At 59.9% G+C, this 19,205-nt stretch carries 16 protein-coding genes and 1 pseudogene; 5 read left to right on the forward strand and 12 right to left on the reverse strand.

Translation table 11 applies throughout. The features are described 5' to 3' along the window. Positions 1 to 3: 3 nt before the first annotated feature. From ACTQ40_RS06080 to ACTQ40_RS06120, 9 genes are all read right to left on the reverse strand, one after another. A complete protein-coding gene (locus ACTQ40_RS06080; RefSeq protein WP_441563608.1) occupies positions 4 to 2,448 on the reverse strand; it encodes a DEAD/DEAH box helicase in 2,445 nt (814 codons plus the stop codon). 116 nt (positions 2,449 to 2,564) lie between these two features. Further along, positions 2,565 to 3,863 carry an ATP-binding protein gene (locus ACTQ40_RS06085; RefSeq protein ID WP_441063725.1) on the reverse strand — a complete coding sequence of 433 codons (1,299 nt, stop codon included), beginning with the start codon at positions 3,861 to 3,863 and terminating at the stop codon, positions 2,565 to 2,567. Beyond that, complete coding sequence (locus ACTQ40_RS06090) at positions 3,856 to 5,616, reverse strand: TerB N-terminal domain-containing protein (protein WP_441563609.1); 1,761 nt, start codon at positions 5,614 to 5,616, stop codon at positions 3,856 to 3,858. The genes ACTQ40_RS06085 and ACTQ40_RS06090 overlap by 8 nt, the downstream gene beginning before the upstream one ends. Before the next feature lie 88 nt (positions 5,617 to 5,704). Continuing rightward, positions 5,705 to 6,421, reverse strand: coding sequence for a DUF554 domain-containing protein (locus tag ACTQ40_RS06095; RefSeq protein WP_154517132.1), 717 nt, complete (start codon positions 6,419 to 6,421; stop codon positions 5,705 to 5,707). An 87-nt stretch (positions 6,422 to 6,508) separates the two neighbouring features. Further along, a complete protein-coding gene (locus tag ACTQ40_RS06100) occupies positions 6,509 to 7,900 on the reverse strand; it encodes a hypothetical protein (RefSeq protein ID WP_441563610.1) in 1,392 nt (463 codons plus the stop codon). Positions 7,901 to 7,939: 39 nt separating this feature from the next. Then, positions 7,940 to 8,200, reverse strand: coding sequence for a hypothetical protein (locus ACTQ40_RS06105; protein ID WP_441563611.1), 261 nt, complete (start codon positions 8,198 to 8,200; stop codon positions 7,940 to 7,942). Beyond that, positions 8,181 to 8,783, reverse strand: coding sequence for a hypothetical protein (locus ACTQ40_RS06110; protein ID WP_441563612.1), 603 nt, complete (start codon positions 8,781 to 8,783; stop codon positions 8,181 to 8,183). Before ACTQ40_RS06110 ends, ACTQ40_RS06105 begins: the two co-directional genes overlap by 20 nt. Positions 8,784 to 8,870: 87 nt before the next feature. Beyond that, complete coding sequence (locus ACTQ40_RS06115; protein ID WP_441563613.1) at positions 8,871 to 9,380, reverse strand: hypothetical protein; 510 nt, start codon at positions 9,378 to 9,380, stop codon at positions 8,871 to 8,873. Then, entirely contained in the window at positions 9,377 to 9,673 is a 297-nt protein-coding gene (locus tag ACTQ40_RS06120; RefSeq protein ID WP_441563614.1) for a hypothetical protein, read from the reverse strand. Before ACTQ40_RS06120 ends, ACTQ40_RS06115 begins: the two co-directional genes overlap by 4 nt. 344 nt (positions 9,674 to 10,017) lie before the next feature. On the opposite strand from ACTQ40_RS06120, the gene ACTQ40_RS06125 reads away from it, so the two are divergent. Genes ACTQ40_RS06125 through ACTQ40_RS06135 form a run of 3 tightly spaced genes read left to right on the forward strand, consistent with a single transcriptional unit; the run spans position 10,018 to position 13,643 of the window. Further along, a complete protein-coding gene (locus tag ACTQ40_RS06125) occupies positions 10,018 to 11,619 on the forward strand; it encodes an FAD-binding oxidoreductase (RefSeq protein ID WP_441563615.1) in 1,602 nt (533 codons plus the stop codon). Between the two features lie 2 nt (positions 11,620 to 11,621). Then, complete coding sequence (locus ACTQ40_RS06130; RefSeq protein ID WP_154517150.1) at positions 11,622 to 12,437, forward strand: electron transfer flavoprotein subunit beta/FixA family protein; 816 nt, start codon at positions 11,622 to 11,624, stop codon at positions 12,435 to 12,437. Beyond that, entirely contained in the window at positions 12,438 to 13,643 is a 1,206-nt protein-coding gene (locus tag ACTQ40_RS06135; protein WP_441042119.1) for an FAD-binding protein, read from the forward strand. Here the strand turns inward: ACTQ40_RS06135 and ACTQ40_RS06140 are convergent. Then, entirely contained in the window at positions 13,640 to 14,452 is an 813-nt protein-coding gene (locus ACTQ40_RS06140; RefSeq protein WP_441563616.1) for an HD domain-containing protein, read from the reverse strand. The two genes, ACTQ40_RS06135 and ACTQ40_RS06140, sit on opposite strands and share 4 nt — an antisense overlap. 514 nt (positions 14,453 to 14,966) lie before the next feature. On the opposite strand from ACTQ40_RS06140, the gene ACTQ40_RS06145 reads away from it, so the two are divergent. Beyond that, a complete protein-coding gene (locus tag ACTQ40_RS06145) occupies positions 14,967 to 15,989 on the forward strand; it encodes a 2-keto-3-deoxygluconate permease (protein ID WP_427719609.1) in 1,023 nt (340 codons plus the stop codon). Positions 15,990 to 16,396: 407 nt separating this feature from the next. Beyond that, positions 16,397 to 17,290, forward strand: coding sequence for a GGDEF domain-containing protein (locus ACTQ40_RS06150; RefSeq protein ID WP_441563617.1), 894 nt, complete (start codon positions 16,397 to 16,399; stop codon positions 17,288 to 17,290). A gap of 307 nt (positions 17,291 to 17,597) precedes the next feature. Here the strand turns inward: ACTQ40_RS06150 and ACTQ40_RS06155 are convergent. Together ACTQ40_RS06155 and ACTQ40_RS06160 are read right to left on the reverse strand one after the other, a co-directional pair. Then, positions 17,598 to 18,113 (reverse strand): annotated as a pseudogene (locus ACTQ40_RS06155) (hypothetical protein); the annotation flags it as partial. Positions 18,114 to 18,266: 153 nt separating this feature from the next. Beyond that, on the reverse strand, positions 18,267 to 19,202 hold the full coding sequence (locus tag ACTQ40_RS06160; protein WP_441554582.1) for a DMT family transporter: 936 nt from the start codon (positions 19,200 to 19,202) through the stop codon (positions 18,267 to 18,269). Positions 19,203 to 19,205: the final 3 nt, after the last annotated feature.

The raw sequence follows: 19,205 nt of genomic DNA on the forward strand, positions 1-19,205 counted from the left end.
GTTTTATGCGTGGTCGCGCCAGCTGCGGACACGCTGCTTCATGCCGTCTATGTCGAGCACGCCTTCGGCAAAGCCCTTACGCACGAGCTCTTCGGGAACGAACTCATCGTAACGATCAAAGTAAGGCACCTCGCCGGGATAGACGAGCTCGATGGGATCGAAGTCCTTTTCGGCCTCGGCGGCGAGCACCTCAAAGAACGTCTCTTCGTCGGCCTTCATCTTAAACTGCATAAAGTACGGGCGCGAAGGGTCGAGTCCGCGAAGGCCCAGCTCCGCGGCACATTTAATCTTGAGCATGCGCTCGAGCGCCAAAAAGGCATAGCTGCCCAGCCAGGGGAAGAGTACCCAGGTGTCGCCGCCCAGGTTGATAAGCGGTTTAGTTCCCGCGCCCGAAATCTCGGCGGTATGACGAGCCTGTGCAAGGCGTGCCCGTGCGTTACCCATAAGGTACGGATACGCCGCGTGCTCGTTGAGCGCTTGGCGCATGCGCTCGAGTACATGCGTGTTGATGTCGCCGGGGCAATCGCCAAAGTAAGCCGGCACACGGCCCTTGACCTGCGTGGCAAAGACGGTGTGGCGCTTCCAGTCCACTTCCTCGACAATCCAGCAGTGCCCGGCGATGGCGATGCGCTCACCGGGCGGTGGGGGATTGACGATCGTGCCCAGCTCGGCCGACTCGCTGCGAACGGTGAACTCCTCGTTTTCCTGGAACACGGCGTAGAACTTAAAATTGTTAATGATGCGCTCGCCCGCGAGGCCCACGATGAGTCCGCCGCCCTCGGTGACCTGGATATGGTCGATCTTAATGAGGTGACGCAGCAGCACGCGATAGTCATCGGCTGAGACGCGGTGGAAATAACTGAGCGTGAGCACGCGCTGGGCAAGTTCTGCCGGTGTGAGCTCTCCGGTGCTGGCAAGCGTCGACATAGTCTGGTGATAGAGCAGACTGTAGGGGAGTCGATCGAGCTCGGGCGGCTCGACCCACTTTTCCTCGCGATAGAGTTGTACGAGTGCGATGCCCTGCAGGAGCTTCCACGGAATGGTTTCGGGCATCATCGTACGCGGCTCGGGCTCTTCCTCGCGCATGACAAACCACATCTCGGGCGGAAGGTCGCGGCGTCCCGTGCGGCCCATTCGCTGCAAAAAGGAACTGACGGTAAATGGCGCATCGATCTGAAACGCACGCTCCAGACGGCCGATATCGATGCCAAGCTCAAGCGTAGAGGTGGTGACGGTCGTCTGTGCCTGCTCCTCATCGCGCATGAGCTCTTCTGCCGTCTCGCGCAACGATGCCGAAAGATTGCCGTGATGGATGAGGAAACGGTCAGGCTCGTGTCGGCTCTCGCAGTAGCTGCGCAGCATGGAACATACGGCCTCTGCCTCCTCGCGCGAGTTGGCAAAGACCAGACACTTGCGCCCGCGGGTGTGTTCGAAGATATAGCCCATGCCGGGATCGGCGTTGTCGGGTGCGGTGTCGGTGGGGTTGAGGAGCGCTTGCTCGGCGGCCCGGGGGATGTCGACTTCGCCCTCGGGGGCCGAAGAAGCTTGGCGGTCCTTGGGAGCGGCCTTGCCCCGTGCTCGCTCACGACGTTGACGGCGCTCCTCCTGTGTGGGCTGTCCGCTGTGGCTCGTGCCTTGGGTGTCGGCCGGCAGCGCCGTGGGTGCCGCTGCCTCAATTCGCTCGGAGGCAAGCACTTCGGCCTCTTGAGGACCCATGCTCTCGAATCCCCGCTGCTGTGCCTGGGGACCCGAGTTGTAGAAGTGCTCCATGGAGATGCGCCATACGCGGCGCGGTTCCTCAAAACGAGGGATAACGCAGTCACGTCCCGTTCCCTGTGAGAGAAAAGCGCCCGTGCGCTCGGGGTCGCCGATGGTGGCCGAAAGGCCAATGCGTCGAGGCTGCACGCCGGCCATGCGCGAGAGTCGCTCGATAAGGCAGAGCGTCTGCCCGCCACGGTCGCCGCGCATGAGCGAGTGGACCTCGTCGATGACCACATAGCGCAGGTCGCAAAACATGCGCGGGATCGCCATGTGCTTATGGATCAGGAGCGCCTCGAGTGACTCGGGCGTAATCTGCAAGATGCCGCTCGGCTTTTTGATGAGCTTAGCCTTGTGCGACTGCGAGACATCGCCATGCCAGTGCCAGACAGGGATATCGGCCTCTTCGCAGAGGTCGTTAAGGCGGACGAACTGATTATTGATGAGCGCCTTGAGGGGGCCGATGTAGAGGGCGCCCACGCTCGCGGGCGGCTTCTCCCAAAACTCGGTCAGGATGGGAAAGAAGGCCGCCTCGGTTTTGCCGGAAGCCGTGGATGCCGTCAGGAGCACATTGTCTTGTGTGTTAAAGATGGCATCTGCCGCCGCAACCTGAATGGAGCGCAGACTCTCCCAATCGTGGGAGTAGATGAAGTCTTGGATAAACGGGGCGTAGCGGTCAAAGGCGTTCACGGGGCCTCCTTTCAAAAGCGAATCTCTCAACGCGGCGGGCAGTGGCTTGCTGCATGACTGCTTCAATGTTTGCCCAGATAAAACCTGCCAAAATAAACCTGTCCCTTTTTGGCAGGTTAGATGGCGAATTCGGCGAAGTTGCGGTCGGCGCCTGCGGTGCCGGTGTCGTCTGTTGCGGCTGCTGGCGCGTCACCGCCGACGCTTTGCAGCAGCTCGGCCACGTTGGCGTTGGGGTTTTGGCATAGGATGTCGAGCAGCTCGATAAAGTCACGAATGACTTCGCGCGGCGTCAGATGCGTGTCGGCTCCCACGCGACCGAACTCAATCTTGAGGAAGTCCACCAGGTCGTTCTCGGTAAGCGTGGGCGTCCAGCCAAAGTAGCCGGCGTGAATTTGCATGAGTTTTTCGATCAGCACCAGCAACTCTTCGTAGGTGAGTGGCTGCAGACGGATGATGGGCGCGAGCATGTCTTTAAGGTCCTCGCGTGCAAAGCGGCCCTGAGCGAGTCGGCTGCGCAGGGCCTCGTAGGAGAACACGCCGCGGCGGCGGTCTTCGATGGAGGTTGGCGTGCCGCCCATGATCATGCCCAGGTACTGCGCCTTGCCCTGGAGCGTGTCGTTGTACATGGTCAGGATCTTCTCGTAGTTGTATTGGCGCGTGATCGCGTTGGGAATCTTATACAGATTCACGAGTTCGTCGATGAGCACCAGCATGCCCTTGTAGCCGCTGCAGACCAAAAAGCGCGCAATGAGCTTAACGTAGTCGTACCAGTCGTCATCGCTGATGATGGTTGAGGAACCCAGTTCGGCGCGAGCCTCGCTCTTGGTGCGGTATTCGCCGCGGATCCATTTGGTTATGCGGCTCATGGCCTCTTCATCGCCCTCGGATACGGCCGTGCGGTAGCGGCGGAGCATGCGGGCGAAGTCGAAGCCGTGGACCATCTCCTCGAGCGGGGCCAGTTGGGCATTGACGACCGACTCGTCGACGTCGGCACACGAGGCGACCCAGCGATCCAGAATAAGGTTGAGCGCACCGCCCTCGGGGCGCGTCTTGGTCGATATGTTGCGGATGAGCTCACGGTAGGTGGCAAGGCCCTGCCCCTGACCGCCCTGCAGGCGGCGCTCGGGCGACAGGTCGGCATCGGCGACGACGAACCCCTCGCCCATGGCGTGCGTGCGGATGGTCTGGAGCAAAAAGCTCTTGCCTGCGCCGTAGCGACCGACCAGAAACCGGAAGCTCGCGCCACCGTCGGCGATGAGACTCAAATCGGTGAGCAGGGCGCGGATCTCGACCTCGCGCCCTACGGTGATATAGGGAAGGCCGATGCGCGGGACCACACCGCCCTTGAGTGAGTTGAGAATGACGGCAGCGACGCGCTTGGGCACGCGGGGTGCTGCGGATGCGGTATCACTCATGGTCTAGGTATCCTCTCACGTCTGCTTCGTAATCCTCGATAATTTGCGGTCCTGCCGCGCCGAACTCGATAACGGTGTCTCCCACCAGGTCAAAGAGCGTCTCGTTGATGCTGTCGACGAGCATATCCTCGCTCTGGCCCGACCTCTCCACTGCCGATGTCGCTTGCGCTGTGTTTTGCTCGAGGAGTGCGCGAAGAAAGGCATCTTCGGCGGGCGCGAGTTTGTTCGTAGCTTCGGCAGACGCGGGCGTTACGGGTGCGGGCGCAGACACGAGGAGCGGTGCCATGACGCCAAACTCTTCGGCGGAGACAGTCGGCTCGTCGGATTCGTCTTGCTGAATGGTCATCTCGCCAGGTTCGGCAGTCATGCCGGGCGCAGACTCGCGGCCCGGCTGCTCGATAAGCGTTGCCTCGGCTTCCACGGGCGTACCGTCCTCGCGCTCCTCATCAATCAAAAGCGCTTCACGCGTTTGCGCGGCGGCGCTCCGAATGTGCCCCAGCTGGCTCAAATCGATATCGATCTTGACGGGCTGGTGTGCGGCATCCCACGAAAGCCATGCCACAATCTCGTCATCGATGATTTTGGCCAGATATTTGGGGACCTTCTCCTCCTTCAGGGGGTGGGCGGGGGCTAGGGCCAGGCGCAGACGTTGGTCGCAGGCGCGCATCATCTCACCAAGCTTGCTGCTCTTTTGCCTACTGCCGTGAATTCGCATGCATTCCCAAAAACCGTTTTGGCAGCGGTAGATATGGATGGGGTCAAGACGGTATTCGCAGTCCTCGTGGCGCTCGGGCGCAAAGAACACGGCCGAGGCAAACATGGTATAGGGCATGGCCGTCTCCTCCCCAAACAAGCTCGCCACGATACCGGTCTTTCGATGCGTGTCATAGTAGCGCGCCATGCGGACGTACACGGCACATGCCACGTGGCGTAGGTCGCGATGGTGGCTGCGATCGAGTCTAGAGTTATCGAGGTTATACGTGGAGAGGGCGTTGATAGCGGCCATGAGTCGCTCCTCGCCCGCCTCGTCGGGCGGGAGGGGGAGCGTAGGCTCGGAGGTCTTACGACGCGCAGGCGGCAGATCCGACGGCGTCGGTGCAGGTGCAAGGTCTCGAGCCGCGCGCCGCAGCTCGATAAGGGCGTTATCGAACATGACGGTTTTAGAGTCGCGAAGCAGTTTGGGGTCGAGCCCGTGGAAAACGGCGTAATCTTGCAACCACACGCGTGCAAACCGGTCGATGCCGGGCTCGAAGGTACGATAGGCGTTCCAAAAGGCCTTGATCTTGCTAAAGCCATCGAGTGGGTCATCTACGCCAATGCCGCAGATCAGCTCATAGAGATACAGGAAGGCAAAGGACGTAGACGTTTCCTCGACAGTTCCGCGGCGCACTTGGGCACGCCAGGTAAAGTAGCCGCGCAACTGTCGATCGCTCATGGCATTGTAGGTGGGAAAGTACGACTTAAAGGTGCCGTTGTAGGGACAATCGTCCTCGAAGTCGGCCATCAGCAGGCCTTGGCGGTAAAAGAGCTCCGCCTCCGATAGCCAACGTCCCGCGCCGCCTTTGGGATCATCTTGCCAGCGTGATATCTCGCGCATCTTGCGGTACTGGTCGGGGAGGAAGTTCTGCATCTGTCGACCGGTCTTGAGAATCGGCTCGTCAGCATAGATTTCGTTTGAGAAGCGGGCGGACTGATGGGTCCGGGCCTCGGCCATAATGCGCTCGATGAGCATCTTGATGTCCTGGTCGGCCACCGCTTCTCCTCTCCTAACGCAGCTTCGGTGACCTCATATCATAGCACAGCATCAAACAGGTGTTCGAGATATCGCTACGTAGATAGATTTAGAACAAGAGGGCGTAGATGACCGCCACGACGACGGAGGGGAGCATGTTGGCCGTGCGGAAGGTCTGAGGTCGAATAAGGTTAACCCCAACACAGAAGATGAGCATAGAGCCCACAAGCGAAAGGCTGTCGAGGGCTGCGGTGGTCATGATGGGGGAGAGTGCGCCGGCAAAAAGCGTGATCGTGCCCTGGAATACGGCAACGGGCAGGGCCGAGAAGATGCAGCCGCGGCCAAGCGAGGCCGTCATGGTGCAGACGATGATGCAGTCCAGCGCGCCCTTCAGGGCAAGCGTGGACCAGTCGCCGAGCAGACCGTCCTGAATCGATCCTACGATGGCCATGGCACCGATGCACACGGTGAGCGATGCCGAGACAAAGGCGTTGGTGAACTCGTTGTCGCCTTCGCTGCCGGTTTTGCGCTTGAGCCATTCGCCGAGGTTCTCGATGGCGGCCTCCAGGTTGATGGCCTCGCCGATGAGCGAACCGAGGGCAAATGAGACGATAAGCATGGTGGTGCCGGTGGTCGCCAACGCCTCTCCATCGATAACGAGCATCTTTTGCATGGTGCCGCCCAAGCCGATAAACAGAACACACAACCCCGACGCCTTCATGAGCGTGTCTTGGATGCGAGGCGTAATGAAGCGCCCACCCATAAGGCCAAGCAGACCGCCCGCGATCAAAAGTGCGACGTTGATGATCGTTCCTAAACCCGGCATGAACCCTCCTGTAATTGATGCCAACGCGGCAATCGTAGCAGAACGGGGAGGGGCGCTCAGTATCCGAGCCAAGCGGCAGTTAGCGGTCTAGGACAGGATGGGGCTAAAGTCGAAGCGCAGCGTCATGAGGTGCTGTGGGGATTCGATGGCTGCGGCAATGATGTCGGCATCTCGTGCGCGATCGAACCCTTCAAGTTCCATTTGATAGGGGACGTCTTCTTGGATACCGATGCGACGAGGAACCAAAAGCTTGGTTCCGTCGAATTCTTCGGTTCGCGTTCCGTCTGCTGCAACGGAATAAAGGTGTAACTTGGCGGTCGTTGTGGCATCAAGTGCCGAGATGGCTTGGATATCGTTCGATGCGCTCTTAGCTCCCACTGCTGTAAGTGCCGTAGGCGCGACGACTTCGCCCGAAGGCAAAAAGACGAGCTCGACGGTGTTGGGGAATGCGATGAGGATATTTTTGCGGCGGGGCGCATTGGCAGCGACTGGCTCAATGCTTGCAGCATCGACGGTTTCCGTGTGGTCGAGCGCGACCATCATGCAACAGTTGCCTTCGTCGACACCTGGGGGAGCAGCAAAGTCCAGGCTCTCTTTCGGTTGGGAATCGCCTAGTTCGGTGGCGCTGCCGCTTGGCTTCTCGAGAGGAACCGCAGCGTTGTCTTCTGATGATGCATCGTCAACATGTGCCGGTGCGTCTGCGACCTCGTCTTTGGGGGATTTGTCATTATCGCTCGATATAGGAGCGGCAATCTCGACGGACCCCACTCCGTGCCACGTCATTTGGAGCAGCGCCGGATCGGCGAGAATGCGCTGCACGCCCGGCTCCTGGGCATCGATATTGATGGGGGCGGGTTCTGATCCGCGCGTGAGGTTAAGCGAGCCCTTCTGCCTGGTGCTCTGAGCCTTTTGGTCGTCCGCGTCGCCAGCGTAGAACAGCAAAGGCGCATCTCCCGTTGCGATGGCTTCGGTGTCCGCCTTGGTCAGCCGCAGCGACGCCGTAAAGGAGATGATGGGCTGCGCGCCATCGGCATTCGAGGGAACGCAGCCCAGGCATACACCCCCTTCTTCTTCATGGCCCGCGCTGTCGAAGACGACCTTTGCCCCGTTCGCCGAGTCATCGACCGAGGCAATATCGATGCGCAGCTCTAAGTCGCATGGGTCGCCATCGGCGTCGACTGCAGCCGATTTCCATGTGCAGATGGCGCAACCTGTCTGGGGGCCGTTCTCCTTGTCCGGTCGCTTGATATCCACGACTATCGAGTCGACCGTATTGCGGTGAAGGCATCCCGAGGTTCGGACCGTGGCATGTGCGAGCGAAAAACGTTGGCAGGCGACGATACCCGACGAATTCGACGCGGGGTTCAGAGCTTGCGGTAAGGAGCTTGCCGTGGCGGGCGTCGCCCAAGCGGCGAGAGGCGTACCGCTCGCCAGTGCGCTGCAGAGCGCGGCAACGGGCAAAAGGTTTTTGGGTGCCATGGTTCTCCTATCTATTCCGCGTACTCCGGTCGTGCTTGGCTATTGGTTGCGTTTGATGTGCAGGCCAAGGCACGTCAGTCCTGCTCCCACCGTGGCGACGCCTACCGCAATGAGTTGCCGGGTGTCGCTCGTCTGGACGAGCGGCTCGTGACAGCTGCCGCGATTAAGGCCCGAAAGATCGACGGTCACTTCTGTGGCTGCCTGCGCTTGCTCTTGTTGAGCAAAGGCCATTGCGGGTGCGGACGCCAAGATGCTGACGATGGCGGCCAGTGCAATCGCCTTAGGACGTGGCGTGCGCACCGGGCTCGACCGTCCAGGTGATGCTTGCCACTTGATCTCCCGTACCGGTGGCGTGGTAGATGTCACGCGTGACGCGGGCGACGTGGCCACTCACATTGAGCCTAATTTTGTCCGTTCCGTCGGCAATGTCCTTGTACTTCATGTCGAAGCTTGCGTCTTTGGAAAGATCGAGGCCCGTAGTCTGAGTCGCCGAGCTGGCATCCTGTTCTGCCTCATCGGGGCCAACCTTAAAATCGATGGAGTTCTGGGCCGAGCCCGTCTTTGCGTCTGCAACGATTGTCCAGTCGTTCTTGGCCGTGACCTTCATGTTGGTGACGTGGATGCCATATGCCGAGAGGTTGTCGATGGTAATCGTATTGTCGGAGGGTCCTACAAGCGTTCCGTCGGCTTTGGCGGCAAAGGGGATGACCGTTGGCGCCTTAAACGAAACATTGCTAATGTCGGCCTTCACCGTCACATCGGTGGTTCCAACGCGCACCTCTGCCATGGCCGCCGTTGGCGCGGCGCCCATCGCAAGTGCGAGCGTAAGCCCTGCGCCCACGGCGAGTGCCCTGGCTCCGCTCAGGTTCATGGGTGTGTTCATAATCGATCCTTTCTGCTCGTCACGGACTGTTTCCGTGATGGTTGGACGAATGGGGACAGGGTGCTGCCCCTGCGAGCGCGTCGGCCACTAGCCTTCTGCCTGTGCCACCCGCACTTTGACGCGCGTCGGATTGCCGTGGGTGTCGTAGGTCTTGGCATCGAGTGCCTGAATCTCGATATATGCCTCGCCTTCTTGGATATCGCCGGCGGGGCAGGTCTCAACCGTCTTGCCGGCTTCGACCACACCGGACTCATAGATGGTCTCGTCGTTTTGAATCACGCGGAAGCGCTGGGGAAACTTGTTGTCTTGGACGTTTTGCACGTTGACGCGCAACTTGCCGCCTTCCTGCAACTGTACGACCGGCGCGACCGAGATCGTCATCATGTTGTCGCGGACGATGGCGTCGAGCTCATCCTGGATTTCTTGGCGCGATTTACCTTCTGCCGTCGTGACTGAGGCGCCCGCTTCGGGCACGGGCTGCGACTGCCAGGCGTATAGCCCTACGGCGATGAGGGCGCAGACGACAGCCAGGCAGACAACGACGAGTTTCTTGCGACGTCCCAGTCCTGCAAGGCGGGGCGGCTTCTTCGCACTCATGCGGCGTCCTTGGTGGTGTAGACACGTGCGAACGTGGACGGGTCCGCTCCAAAGAGCATGTGAAGCATCAGGCGGCGCGAGTAGATGAGCTCGTCGAAGTCGTGAGGGAGCTCGATGTTGTGGATACGCGCGATGTGGTGGGCGAGCGCCGAGAACGACTCGGGGTCGCAGATCACATCGGTGGTGACGTGGTAGACCTCCGTACCTGGAAATGCATCTTCGTCGAAAGGCAAGAGATAGGGGTCGTCATCGACTTCGATGGCGAAACCGTATTGGGGCCAGTGATATGCCATGGAAACCTCCCTGCTCTGGGGCCAAAACTCCTATTGGTTTGGCTGTCGATGCCGACCGTATCAGCCGCAACTTGCCCAATAACTAACCAATTGCTTGACGAGCCGATATCCCCGCAGGTAAAAGCATGTGAAAAAAATCTCAACTATTTTTGACTGATAAATGCACATGTTGTGGCTGCGCGGCAACGTGTGGCAAAAGCGTCGCTTGTCTCGAAAATTCCGCCGTTCGCCGAATTGCGCGAACGTTAAAAACGTCAATTATGGAGACGGTCTCGAACATGTCGGTGAAACGATGCGGTAACATTTCCCTGCAAACACTGTAGTTAGCTAAAGGGGGAGTTCGCGTGTCTGCAACCATCAAACCCTTCACCGACGAGTTCGAAGAGTATGGTCGCGATGAGTCTCGCACATCGGGCGAGGCCTCGAGCATCTCGTTTCCGACAACGGAGGACGAGGTCCGCGCCATTATGGAAAAGCTCCATGCCGAGCGTGTCCCGGTGACGGTTCAGGGCGCCCGGACCGGTCTTGCCGCCGGCGCCGTGCCTCATGGCGGTCACATTCTCAATACTTCCCGCATGAATCGCTACCTAGGCATTCGCCGCGATGAGCAGGGCCGCTTTCTTCTGCGCGTGGCGCCCGGCGTCGTGCTGTCTGAGCTGCGCAAGCAACTGGGCAAGAAAGTGCTGCCGACTGCCGGCTGGGACCAGGCATCGCTTGAGGCCTACGAGGAGTTCCAGGAAGCTCCCGAGCAATTCTTTCCTACCGATCCCACCGAGGCATCTGCCTGCCTGGGCGGTATGGCGGCATGCAACGCTTCCGGCGCCCGTAGCTACGCTTACGGCCCCATGCGCCCTCACGTCACGGGCCTTCATGTCGTGCTGACCGATGGCGACCTGCTCGAGCTTCACCGTGGCGAGGTTTTTGCACAGGGTCGTCGCCTTTCGCTCGTCACGGTGCAGGGCCGCACGCTCGAGCTCGACCTTCCCGACTACACCATGCCCAAGACCAAAAATGCTTCGGGCTATTTCGTTGCTGACGATATGGATGCCATCGATCTGTTTATCGGTGCGTGTGGAACACTCGGCGTCATCACCGAGCTCGAGATTGCCCTGCAGGCGGCGCCTGCGGTCGTTTGGGGCGTGAGCTGCTTCTTTGACAGCGAAGACAAGGCCGTGTCCTTCACCGATTCTGTACGTCCCGTCCTGTCCCACGCGGCTGCCATCGAATATTTCGATGCGGGCGCCCTGGATATCCTGCGTCGTCAGCGCGAGCAGTCGACTGCGTTCGCCTCGCTGCCGGCGCTCGACAAAGACGCCAAGGTCTGTGTCTACGTGGAGCTCGACTGCGACGACGAAGCCCAGGCGACTGAGGAGCTGTATCACTTGGGGTGGGTACTGGAGCTTGCGGGCGGCAGCGACGATGCGACATGGGTCGCGCGCACCGAGGTCGATCGCGAGTGTCAGCGATTCTTCCGCCATGCGGTGCCCGAGAGCGTCAACATGCTCATCGACGAGCGTCGCCGCACGGACCCCACCATTACCAAGCTGGGGTCGGATATGTCGGTGCCCAACGCACACTTGGCCGATGTCATCGCCCTTTATCGCCGCACGTTGGCCGAAAGTGGGCTTGAATCTGCCGCCTGGGGGCACATCGGTAACAACCATCTGCATGTGAACATTCTGCCGCGCGATGCGCAGGATTACCGCCGCGGCGAAGAGCTCTTTGCCCAGTGGGCTTCCGAGGTCACGGCCATGGGCGGCGCCGTCTCCGCCGAACACGGCGTCGGCAAGATCAAGGCGGGCTTCTTGGAGACGATGTACGGTCACGAGGCCATGGTCGAGTCGGCGCGGCTCAAGCTCCAGCTCGATCCTGCCGGGCAGCTGGGCCGCGGTAACCTGTTTTCGGAGCAGCTCTTGGATGAGCTCGTCCAGAAAGGGGGCGCGTGAAGATGAGCGATTTCCATATGGTGGTGTGCGTCAAGGCGGTGCCGGGCAGCACCGAGGTCAAGATGGACCCCAAGACCAATACCATCGTGCGCGATGGCAAGCAGGCGGTCATTAATCCCTTTGACGCGAGCGCTTTGGAATGCGCGCTGGCGCTGAAGGACGACTTTATCGGCTTTGGCATGGACGTGCGCGTAACGGTGGTGTCGATGGGCATCCCCGCGACTGAATCGCTATTGCGCGACTGCATCGCCCGAGGCGCCGATGACGCACTGCTGCTAACCGATCGCGCCTTTGCAGGTGCCGATACCCTGGCAACCACCTATGCCCTCAAGTGCGGCATCGAGGCGCTCGACGAGGACTTCGACCTGCTCATCTGCGGCAAGATGGCGGTGGACGGCGATACGGCCCAGATTGGTCCCGAGCTTGCCGGTGCCTTCGAGATTCCCTGCGTGACCGACGTGAGCTGCGTGCAGAGTGCGGGCTTTACGACCTGTGGTTCACTGGCGCTTGTTCACGGCTGCGATGCCGGCGAGGAGACGGTCTATCTTGAGATGCCGTGCGCGATGACGACTGCCAAGGAGATTGGCCAACTGCGCATGCCGAGTATCGCCGGTATTCGTGCGGCCGAGGAGGCGGACGTGCGCGTGGTCAACGCTGCCGACGTGAACGCCGACCCCGCGCGCTGCGGTCTTGCCGGCTCGCCGACACAGGTCGTGCGATCGTTTGTGCCCGACCGCGACCAAACGTGCGAGGCCGTTGACGGAACGGCGTCCGAGCAGGCGGCGAAACTTGCCAAGATTATCGAGGGGATGGCATAGATGAGCGGACTGATTATCGATAGCGAAGCCTGTATCGGCTGTGGTCGCTGCGTTCGCGCCTGTGCCTCGGGCGGCATCGTAGTGGAAGGCGAGCGGCCCAACCGTTGCGCCCGCGTAACCGACGGCTGCATCCTATGCGGCGGGTGCGTCGACGCTTGCCCCGTCAATGCCATTTCGATCGAGCGCGACGAGGCCGCCGGCGCGGTTGACCTCGATGCATATCGAGACATTTGGGTATTCGCGCAGACCGACGAGCACGATACGGTGGCTCCCGTTGCCTTCGAGCTCATGGGCAAGGGCCGCGAGCTTGCGGATACACGCGGCTGTCGCCTGGTGGCGCTGGTCGGCATGGGCCCCGAGGGTTCTCTCGGTGACCTGGAGCATCTGGTTTGCGCCGGTGCGGACGAGGTCCTGATCTGTCGCGACGAGCGTCTGCGCCAGAACGATGTGGAGGTCTATGCTCGCCTCATCTGCGATTTGGTGGCAGAGCGCAAGCCCGAGGCCATTCTGTACGGAGCGACCGCCTTTGGCCGCGAACTGGCACCCGGCGTTGCCGTGCGTTTGCAGACGGGCCTTACGGCTGACTGCACCGTGCTTTCGATGGATACGGAGACGGGGCTGCTGCAACAGACGCGTCCGGCGTTTGGCGGCAACCTGATGGCCACCATCGTCTGCCCCAATCATCGTCCCCAGATGGCAACGGTGCGCCCCGGCATCTTTAAGGCGCCCGACTTTGACTACGGCCGCTCCGGCACGATCACCCAGATAGCACTTGCGGATGATGCTAAGGCTCGTGTCGAGATCTCGATTCCCGCCGAGGAGTGGGGACAGCAGGCTTCAATCGCCGATGCCGAGCGCCTGGTCGTGGTAGGTCGCGGCATTGGTTCCAAGAAAAACCTGCCGCTGATGCGAAGGCTCGCCGAGGCTCTGGGAGCCGAGCTTGGCTGCACGCGACCTGTCGTGGAGGCCGGCTGGTTGGAGTATCGCCATCAGATTGGCCAGACGGGCGTATCGGTTTCGCCCAAGATTCTTGTGAGTATCGGTGTTTCGGGCGCCATCCAGCATCTTGCCGGCATCGGTGGGGCGGAATGCATTATCGCCATCAACGAGGACCCGGATGCCCCCATCTTTGGTGCTGCCCAGTACAAGGTTGTCGGTGATGCCGTCGAGGTCGTCGAGGAGCTGCTAGCCCAGCTTGAGCGCTAGGCGCGCACCAGCCAGTCGCGCATCTCTTCCTTAAGACGGCTCCAGGTTGCCTGTGTGGCGGGGTCGGTAAAGGGCTGCGTAATACCAAAGGGCGCGTCGAGCAGGCGGTAGATATCGCCCTGCTCGCGCGCCAGCGCGCGGCTCGCCGGATAGACGAGCTCAAACATAAAGCAGATGAGTCCTACCAGGTAGTCCGCGAGCTCGTCGCGTTCATCACGTGCGACGCAGCGGTGCTCGTCAAAGGCGGCCAACGTCGGCGCCGAGAAGTGGCTGGCGAGAAATGCGTCCTCATCCACCTTGAGGATGGTGTCGACGGTGCTGTCGGCGATGGTGCGCATAATGTCGATTTTGTCGCCATCGCGCACGATATCGCAGAAGCACCGTGTACGCTCGTCGAGTTGTGCCGGCAGGCGAAAGTCACTGTGATAGGCGATGCTCGCGCGGATGAGCTCGTCTTCTGCCGGGCTGTCGATAAAGTCGCGGATACCTGTTGCCGCGGGCGCGTCTGCAGGGTTTTTGCCAAAGAGGACCTCGAGGCCCAACTTCGCATGGCTCATGCTCTCGGCATCCTTAAACGTGTCCCAGCGTCGCAGCTGCTCAAAGCGGCCCATATCGTGCAACAGCCCACAAAGCCACGCCAGGTCAATGTCCTGCGGTGACCAGCCCTGCTCACGTGCCACGGCATCGCATGCCTCGGCAACGTGGTACGTATGCTCGATTTTGAGCGCGATACGCGGATTGGCGGCATCGTAGGCATCGGTGTAGGTCCTGAAGGCCGCGATTGCCCCCGTTCGATCGATAGCTGTCATAACGACTTCCTAAAAAGCTATGTCTTTCTGTGTCTTTCGATCCGGTGGCAATTGTAGGTGAACTCGGTTGCCGCCGGGCGATGATTCTGCCATGTCGTCGAATGCGGCTCGGAAAGCTTGTCGGGACGAGGAACGCTATGGTGCTCAAAATTGTTAAAACCGTCTGGCCGGTGATGCTTACCTATGTTGCGATAGGCGCGCCGTTGTCGATGTTCCCACCGCTATTGCGGGTTTCGTCTGCACATCGCTCTTTATTTGCCTGCTCTTTTCGCAGCGGCTGTCGGCGTCGTTGCGGTGGCAATCAAGACAAAGTCGATGTTGTGGTGCTGCGTCTCGGGTATCGGGCTCTATATCGTTTTGAGCCTCGTATAGGAGTGGGGTGCGTTTACCGTCCGGGCCCCACGAATCGGATTTCTCACCGAGCCGGTCTGCTTCTTCTGGTACCATGGTCAAACTTTACTGTAGCAAAGCATGACGTGGGCTTTTGTTCTGCGTCGGCGGAAATGGGGGTTTCATGGCACAGGAAGCGATCGCCAACGAGCAAAAGAAATTCAAAGTACCGCGCATTCCGGGTGACATCATGATCTACCCGATGATCGTCGGCCTTTTGCTCAATACCTTCTGCCCGCAGGTCTTCGAGATCGGCGGCTTCTTTACCGCCGCCTGCCGCGGCGGTTCCAATACCATCGTCGCCGCGATCCTGTTGTTTGTGGGCGCCGGCATCAGCTTTAAGTCCACGCCGGGTGCCATCAAGACCGGCATCGTCGTACTGATTCCTAAGCTTGTGGTGGCAGCCGTGCTGGGCTTGAGCGTTGCGTATTTCTTTAACGACAACTTTTTGGGCCTGAGCTCGGTTTCCATCATCGGCGGCATTACGTTTTGCAACATGGCGCTCTACACGGGCATCATGGGCGAGTTTGGCGACGAGTCCGAGCAGGGCGCCGTGGGCATCCTGTTCTTCACGGCGGGCCCTGCGGTTACCATGATCATTCTTGGTGTCTCTGGTCTTGCCAACATTCCCGTTGGCACCATCATCGGTTCCATTCTGCCGCTCGTGATTGGCATGGTTTTGGGCAACCTCTTCCCGTTCATCAAGAACCTGCTGGTTCCCGGCACCAATCCTGCGATCGCCGTCATCGGATTTCAGCTCGGTGCGTCTATGAGCCTGTCGAGCTTTATCACCGGCGGCATTTCCGGCATCTTGCTGGGCCTTGTCACGTTGTTTGTCGTCGGTCCCATCACCTTTGCGTTCGAGCGCCTGTGCGGCGGTAACGGCAAAGCCGCCGTGGCTTGTTCCACCATCGCCGGCACGGCTATGACCACGCCGGTTGCTCTTGCCGAAGTCGCGCCGCGCTATGCCGAGCTTGCGCCCGCCGCATACGCTCAGATCGCCACCGCCGTCATCATCACGGCAATCATGGCTCCGATTCTGACCGGTTGGGTCGATAAGAAGTTCTACCAGGGCAAGGAAGACCTGTCGCCCGCCGGTGTCGAGGCCATCGAGGAAGCCGTCGCGGCCGACATCGATGGCGAGTAGCCATCGGCGCCCATCAATGATGCTGGCGTGCAACTCGCGCCGTGAGAGCGCCCGGGCGCTCTGGTATTATTCCCTCATTCCCCTCTGGATTGGGGGAGTTATGGTGATGCGTGCGGCTCGGAGAAGCGCTGTCGGTTTGATGACGGGGAGATGGGCCTGGTGGTTAAGGCGCTCAAGATTGAGATATTCCTGCTAAGCATGATTGTTCTTATCGGGCTTGCCGTGCGGAGTCGTCGCTCCTTGTTCTCGAGCACCCAGCAGCTATTGTTTAGCACGCTTGGCTACACCTCTGCCGCGTACATATTATTCGATATGATCTGGGTGCTATTGGATGGTGTGGACGGCACGTTGGGCATTGCTGTCAACTGGATTTCCAACGTGGTTTCGTTTTCGCTCTTTGCCATCGTGTGTCTCATTTGGTTTATTATTCCGAGACGGTGCAGGGTTCTCGCCTTTTGGCCTCGCGCTATAGGGTGGTGCTTGTAGCGTCGCCTACGGTTCTGGTGGTCGTGCTGGCGTTTACCAGTTACTGGACGCACGCCCTGTTCTATATCGATTCGCAGGGCGTGTATAGTCGCGGCTCTGCTTATATGATCCAGCCCATTGTCAGCTACTGCTACGTTATACATACGTCCCTACATGCGTTTGTGCAATCTCGCAGGGTCGAGAGCCTGCAGACGAAGACCATCTTTCGAACCTTGGCATTTTTCGCCATTCCGGCCCTGGTGGGCGGTACCTTTCAGGTCGTATACTCGGTGCCCGGCCTTTGTGTCGGCATAATGATTGGCATATTGTTGCTCTACATTGTCTTCCAGGAGCAGCTCATCTCGACCGACCCGTTGACTGGCCTCAACAATCGCAACCGTTTTGAGACCTATATACTGTCGCTCTTCTCAAATGTGGATCAGGCCGAAGACGTGTATCTGCTTATGATGGACGCCGACGGCTTTAAGCAGATTAACGATCGCTATGGACATGTGGAGGGCGACCATGCTCTTCAGGTCATATCCGCTGCACTCAAAGAAGTCTGCTCGGCGTCTGGTAGCTTTATCGCGCGTTATGGCGGCGATGAGTTCGTGGTGCTTCAAAAGGCGATGGCGGAGCAGGATATCTTGCATCTGTGCGCGGCAATCAACGACGAGCTCGCGTGCGCCGAGGTTCCGTATCTGTTGCGGATGTCCATCGGCTACGCACGGGTTGGTGATGGCGTCGATACCTGGCAAGACTTGCTCCGTGCTGCCGACGCGGAGCTCTACCGCGTAAAGCGCGAGAAGAAGAAAGTCGGCGTCCAGATACGCTAAAAAAGGGGGCGCACGACCGTTGCGATGGTCGTGCGCCCCTTCTGCGCTTTCGGGGACTAGTATCGGCTGTCGAAGATGCGCCTCGTCTTTTTCTCGGAGCGCGGCAGCTCACCAGGCGCGGCGTGGCATCGCCATGGTTTTCGATGGGGTTAAACGCGTCTGCGGCCTTGCCGCTGGAGTAGGCGTCTGCAATCTGCGGCAGGCGCTCGTTAACCTCGCCATGGGCGGTAAACGAACGGCGTGGGAAGATAACCCATTTGGGATCCTTCTCAAAGGTGCCAGCGGGATGTGCGACGGTATGCTCGGGTACCTCCAAATAGGTTGAGGCGTGACATACGCGGGTGGTGGGGCGCACGATAACGGGCGTATGGTAGCGCTCCGAGATTTCAAATGCCTCTTGCATCATCGCGTAACCCTGCTCCAGATTTTGCGGATCGAGCACGGGGATCTTCGCAAATGCGGCAAAGCGGCGCGTGTCCTGCTCAGTTTGAGAGGAGATGGGGCCGGGATCATCGGCAACAAACAGCACCAGGCCGCCCTTGATGCCCACGTAGTTGAGGCTCATGAGCGGGTCGGAGGCAACGTTTAGTCCAACTTGTTTGCAGGTAAAAAGGCAGCGCGCTCCTGCATACGATGCACCTGCCAGCACCTCGAGCGCGGCTTTTTCGTTGGTCGACCACTCGACGTGGACACCCTCGGCACTACCTTGGGCCTTGAGTTTGGCAACTGTCTCGACAAGTTCCGTCGACGGCGTGCCCGGGTAACCGGCGACCACGCGAACGCCCGCCGCAAGCGCGGCATACGCAAAGGCCTGGTTTCCCATAACCAGTTTCTTATGCTTCTGTATCCCCTCGATGTCGCCGGCGCGTTACGGCAAGACGGCGTCTTCCGCCGCGACTCGGTACGAAATCAACGAGATACAGTGTACTCCATTAAGCTAAAGTGAGAGCTGCCCTTTTCCAAACGGGGTGGTTTGTTAGGCCTTTTTAGGTTTGTTGACAATGATGATGCCACTGCAGACCAAGAGCAGGGCCACAATTACGGTAACGGGGCTCGTGCCAGCGCCCTCTCCGAGCAACAACGCGCTCAACAGCACGCCAAAGACCGGGTTCATAAAGCCAAAGACCGACACGCGGCTAACGGGGTTGACGGCGAGTAGGCGGGACCACAGCGAGTACGCGACGGCGGAAATGAGCGCCATATAAATGATGAGCGCGATGGCGGGGGCGATTTCGGTGGGGAATAGCGCGCCGCCCATCAAAAAACCGATGGCGGTAAGGATCAAACCGCCGACTAAAAACTGCCAGCCGGCGAGCAAGACGCCGTCATGCTCGCGCGAGAAGATGCCAATGAGGCAGGTCGACAGGGCGCCCGCAATAGTGGAAGCCAAGATAAATCCCTCGCCGTCGAGTGTAAAGCCAAAGGTGCCGTCCGCACCCGAAAGGTTGACGAATGCGACGCCGGCAAAGCCCAGTACGCAGCCGAGCACCTTGGTCGCATCGAGCTTTTCGGTGCGAAACGCCAGAGCGGCAAAGAGGATGGCGAGGAAGTTGGCGCTGGCCTCGATGATGGAACTCGACATGGCGCTGGCGCGCGAGAGTCCCAGGTAGAAAAAGAAGTACTGCCCGATAGTCTGGAAGAGCGACAGGATGCAGATGGGCTTAATGTCGCGAGCCTGTGGAACGAGTGGGCAGCGCTGGGCCGCGCTCATCCCAACGATAACCAGGGCGCCGGCAAGCGTGAAGCGCAAGCCCGCAAAGAGCAGCTGCGAGGCGCTATCGTGCGCGGGGATGCCAAAGAGCTCATAGCCGATCTTGATGCAGGGGAAAGCCGACCCCCAGAGTGCGCAGCAGACGAGGCAGCCCAGGATGAGTCCGGGCAGGGTGGCGAGATACGGCTTGCGGCTTTCCATGAT

It is taken from the genome of Collinsella sp. Sow4_D11 (assembly GCF_052116465.1).
GTDB lineage: Bacteria > Actinomycetota > Coriobacteriia > Coriobacteriales > Coriobacteriaceae > Collinsella.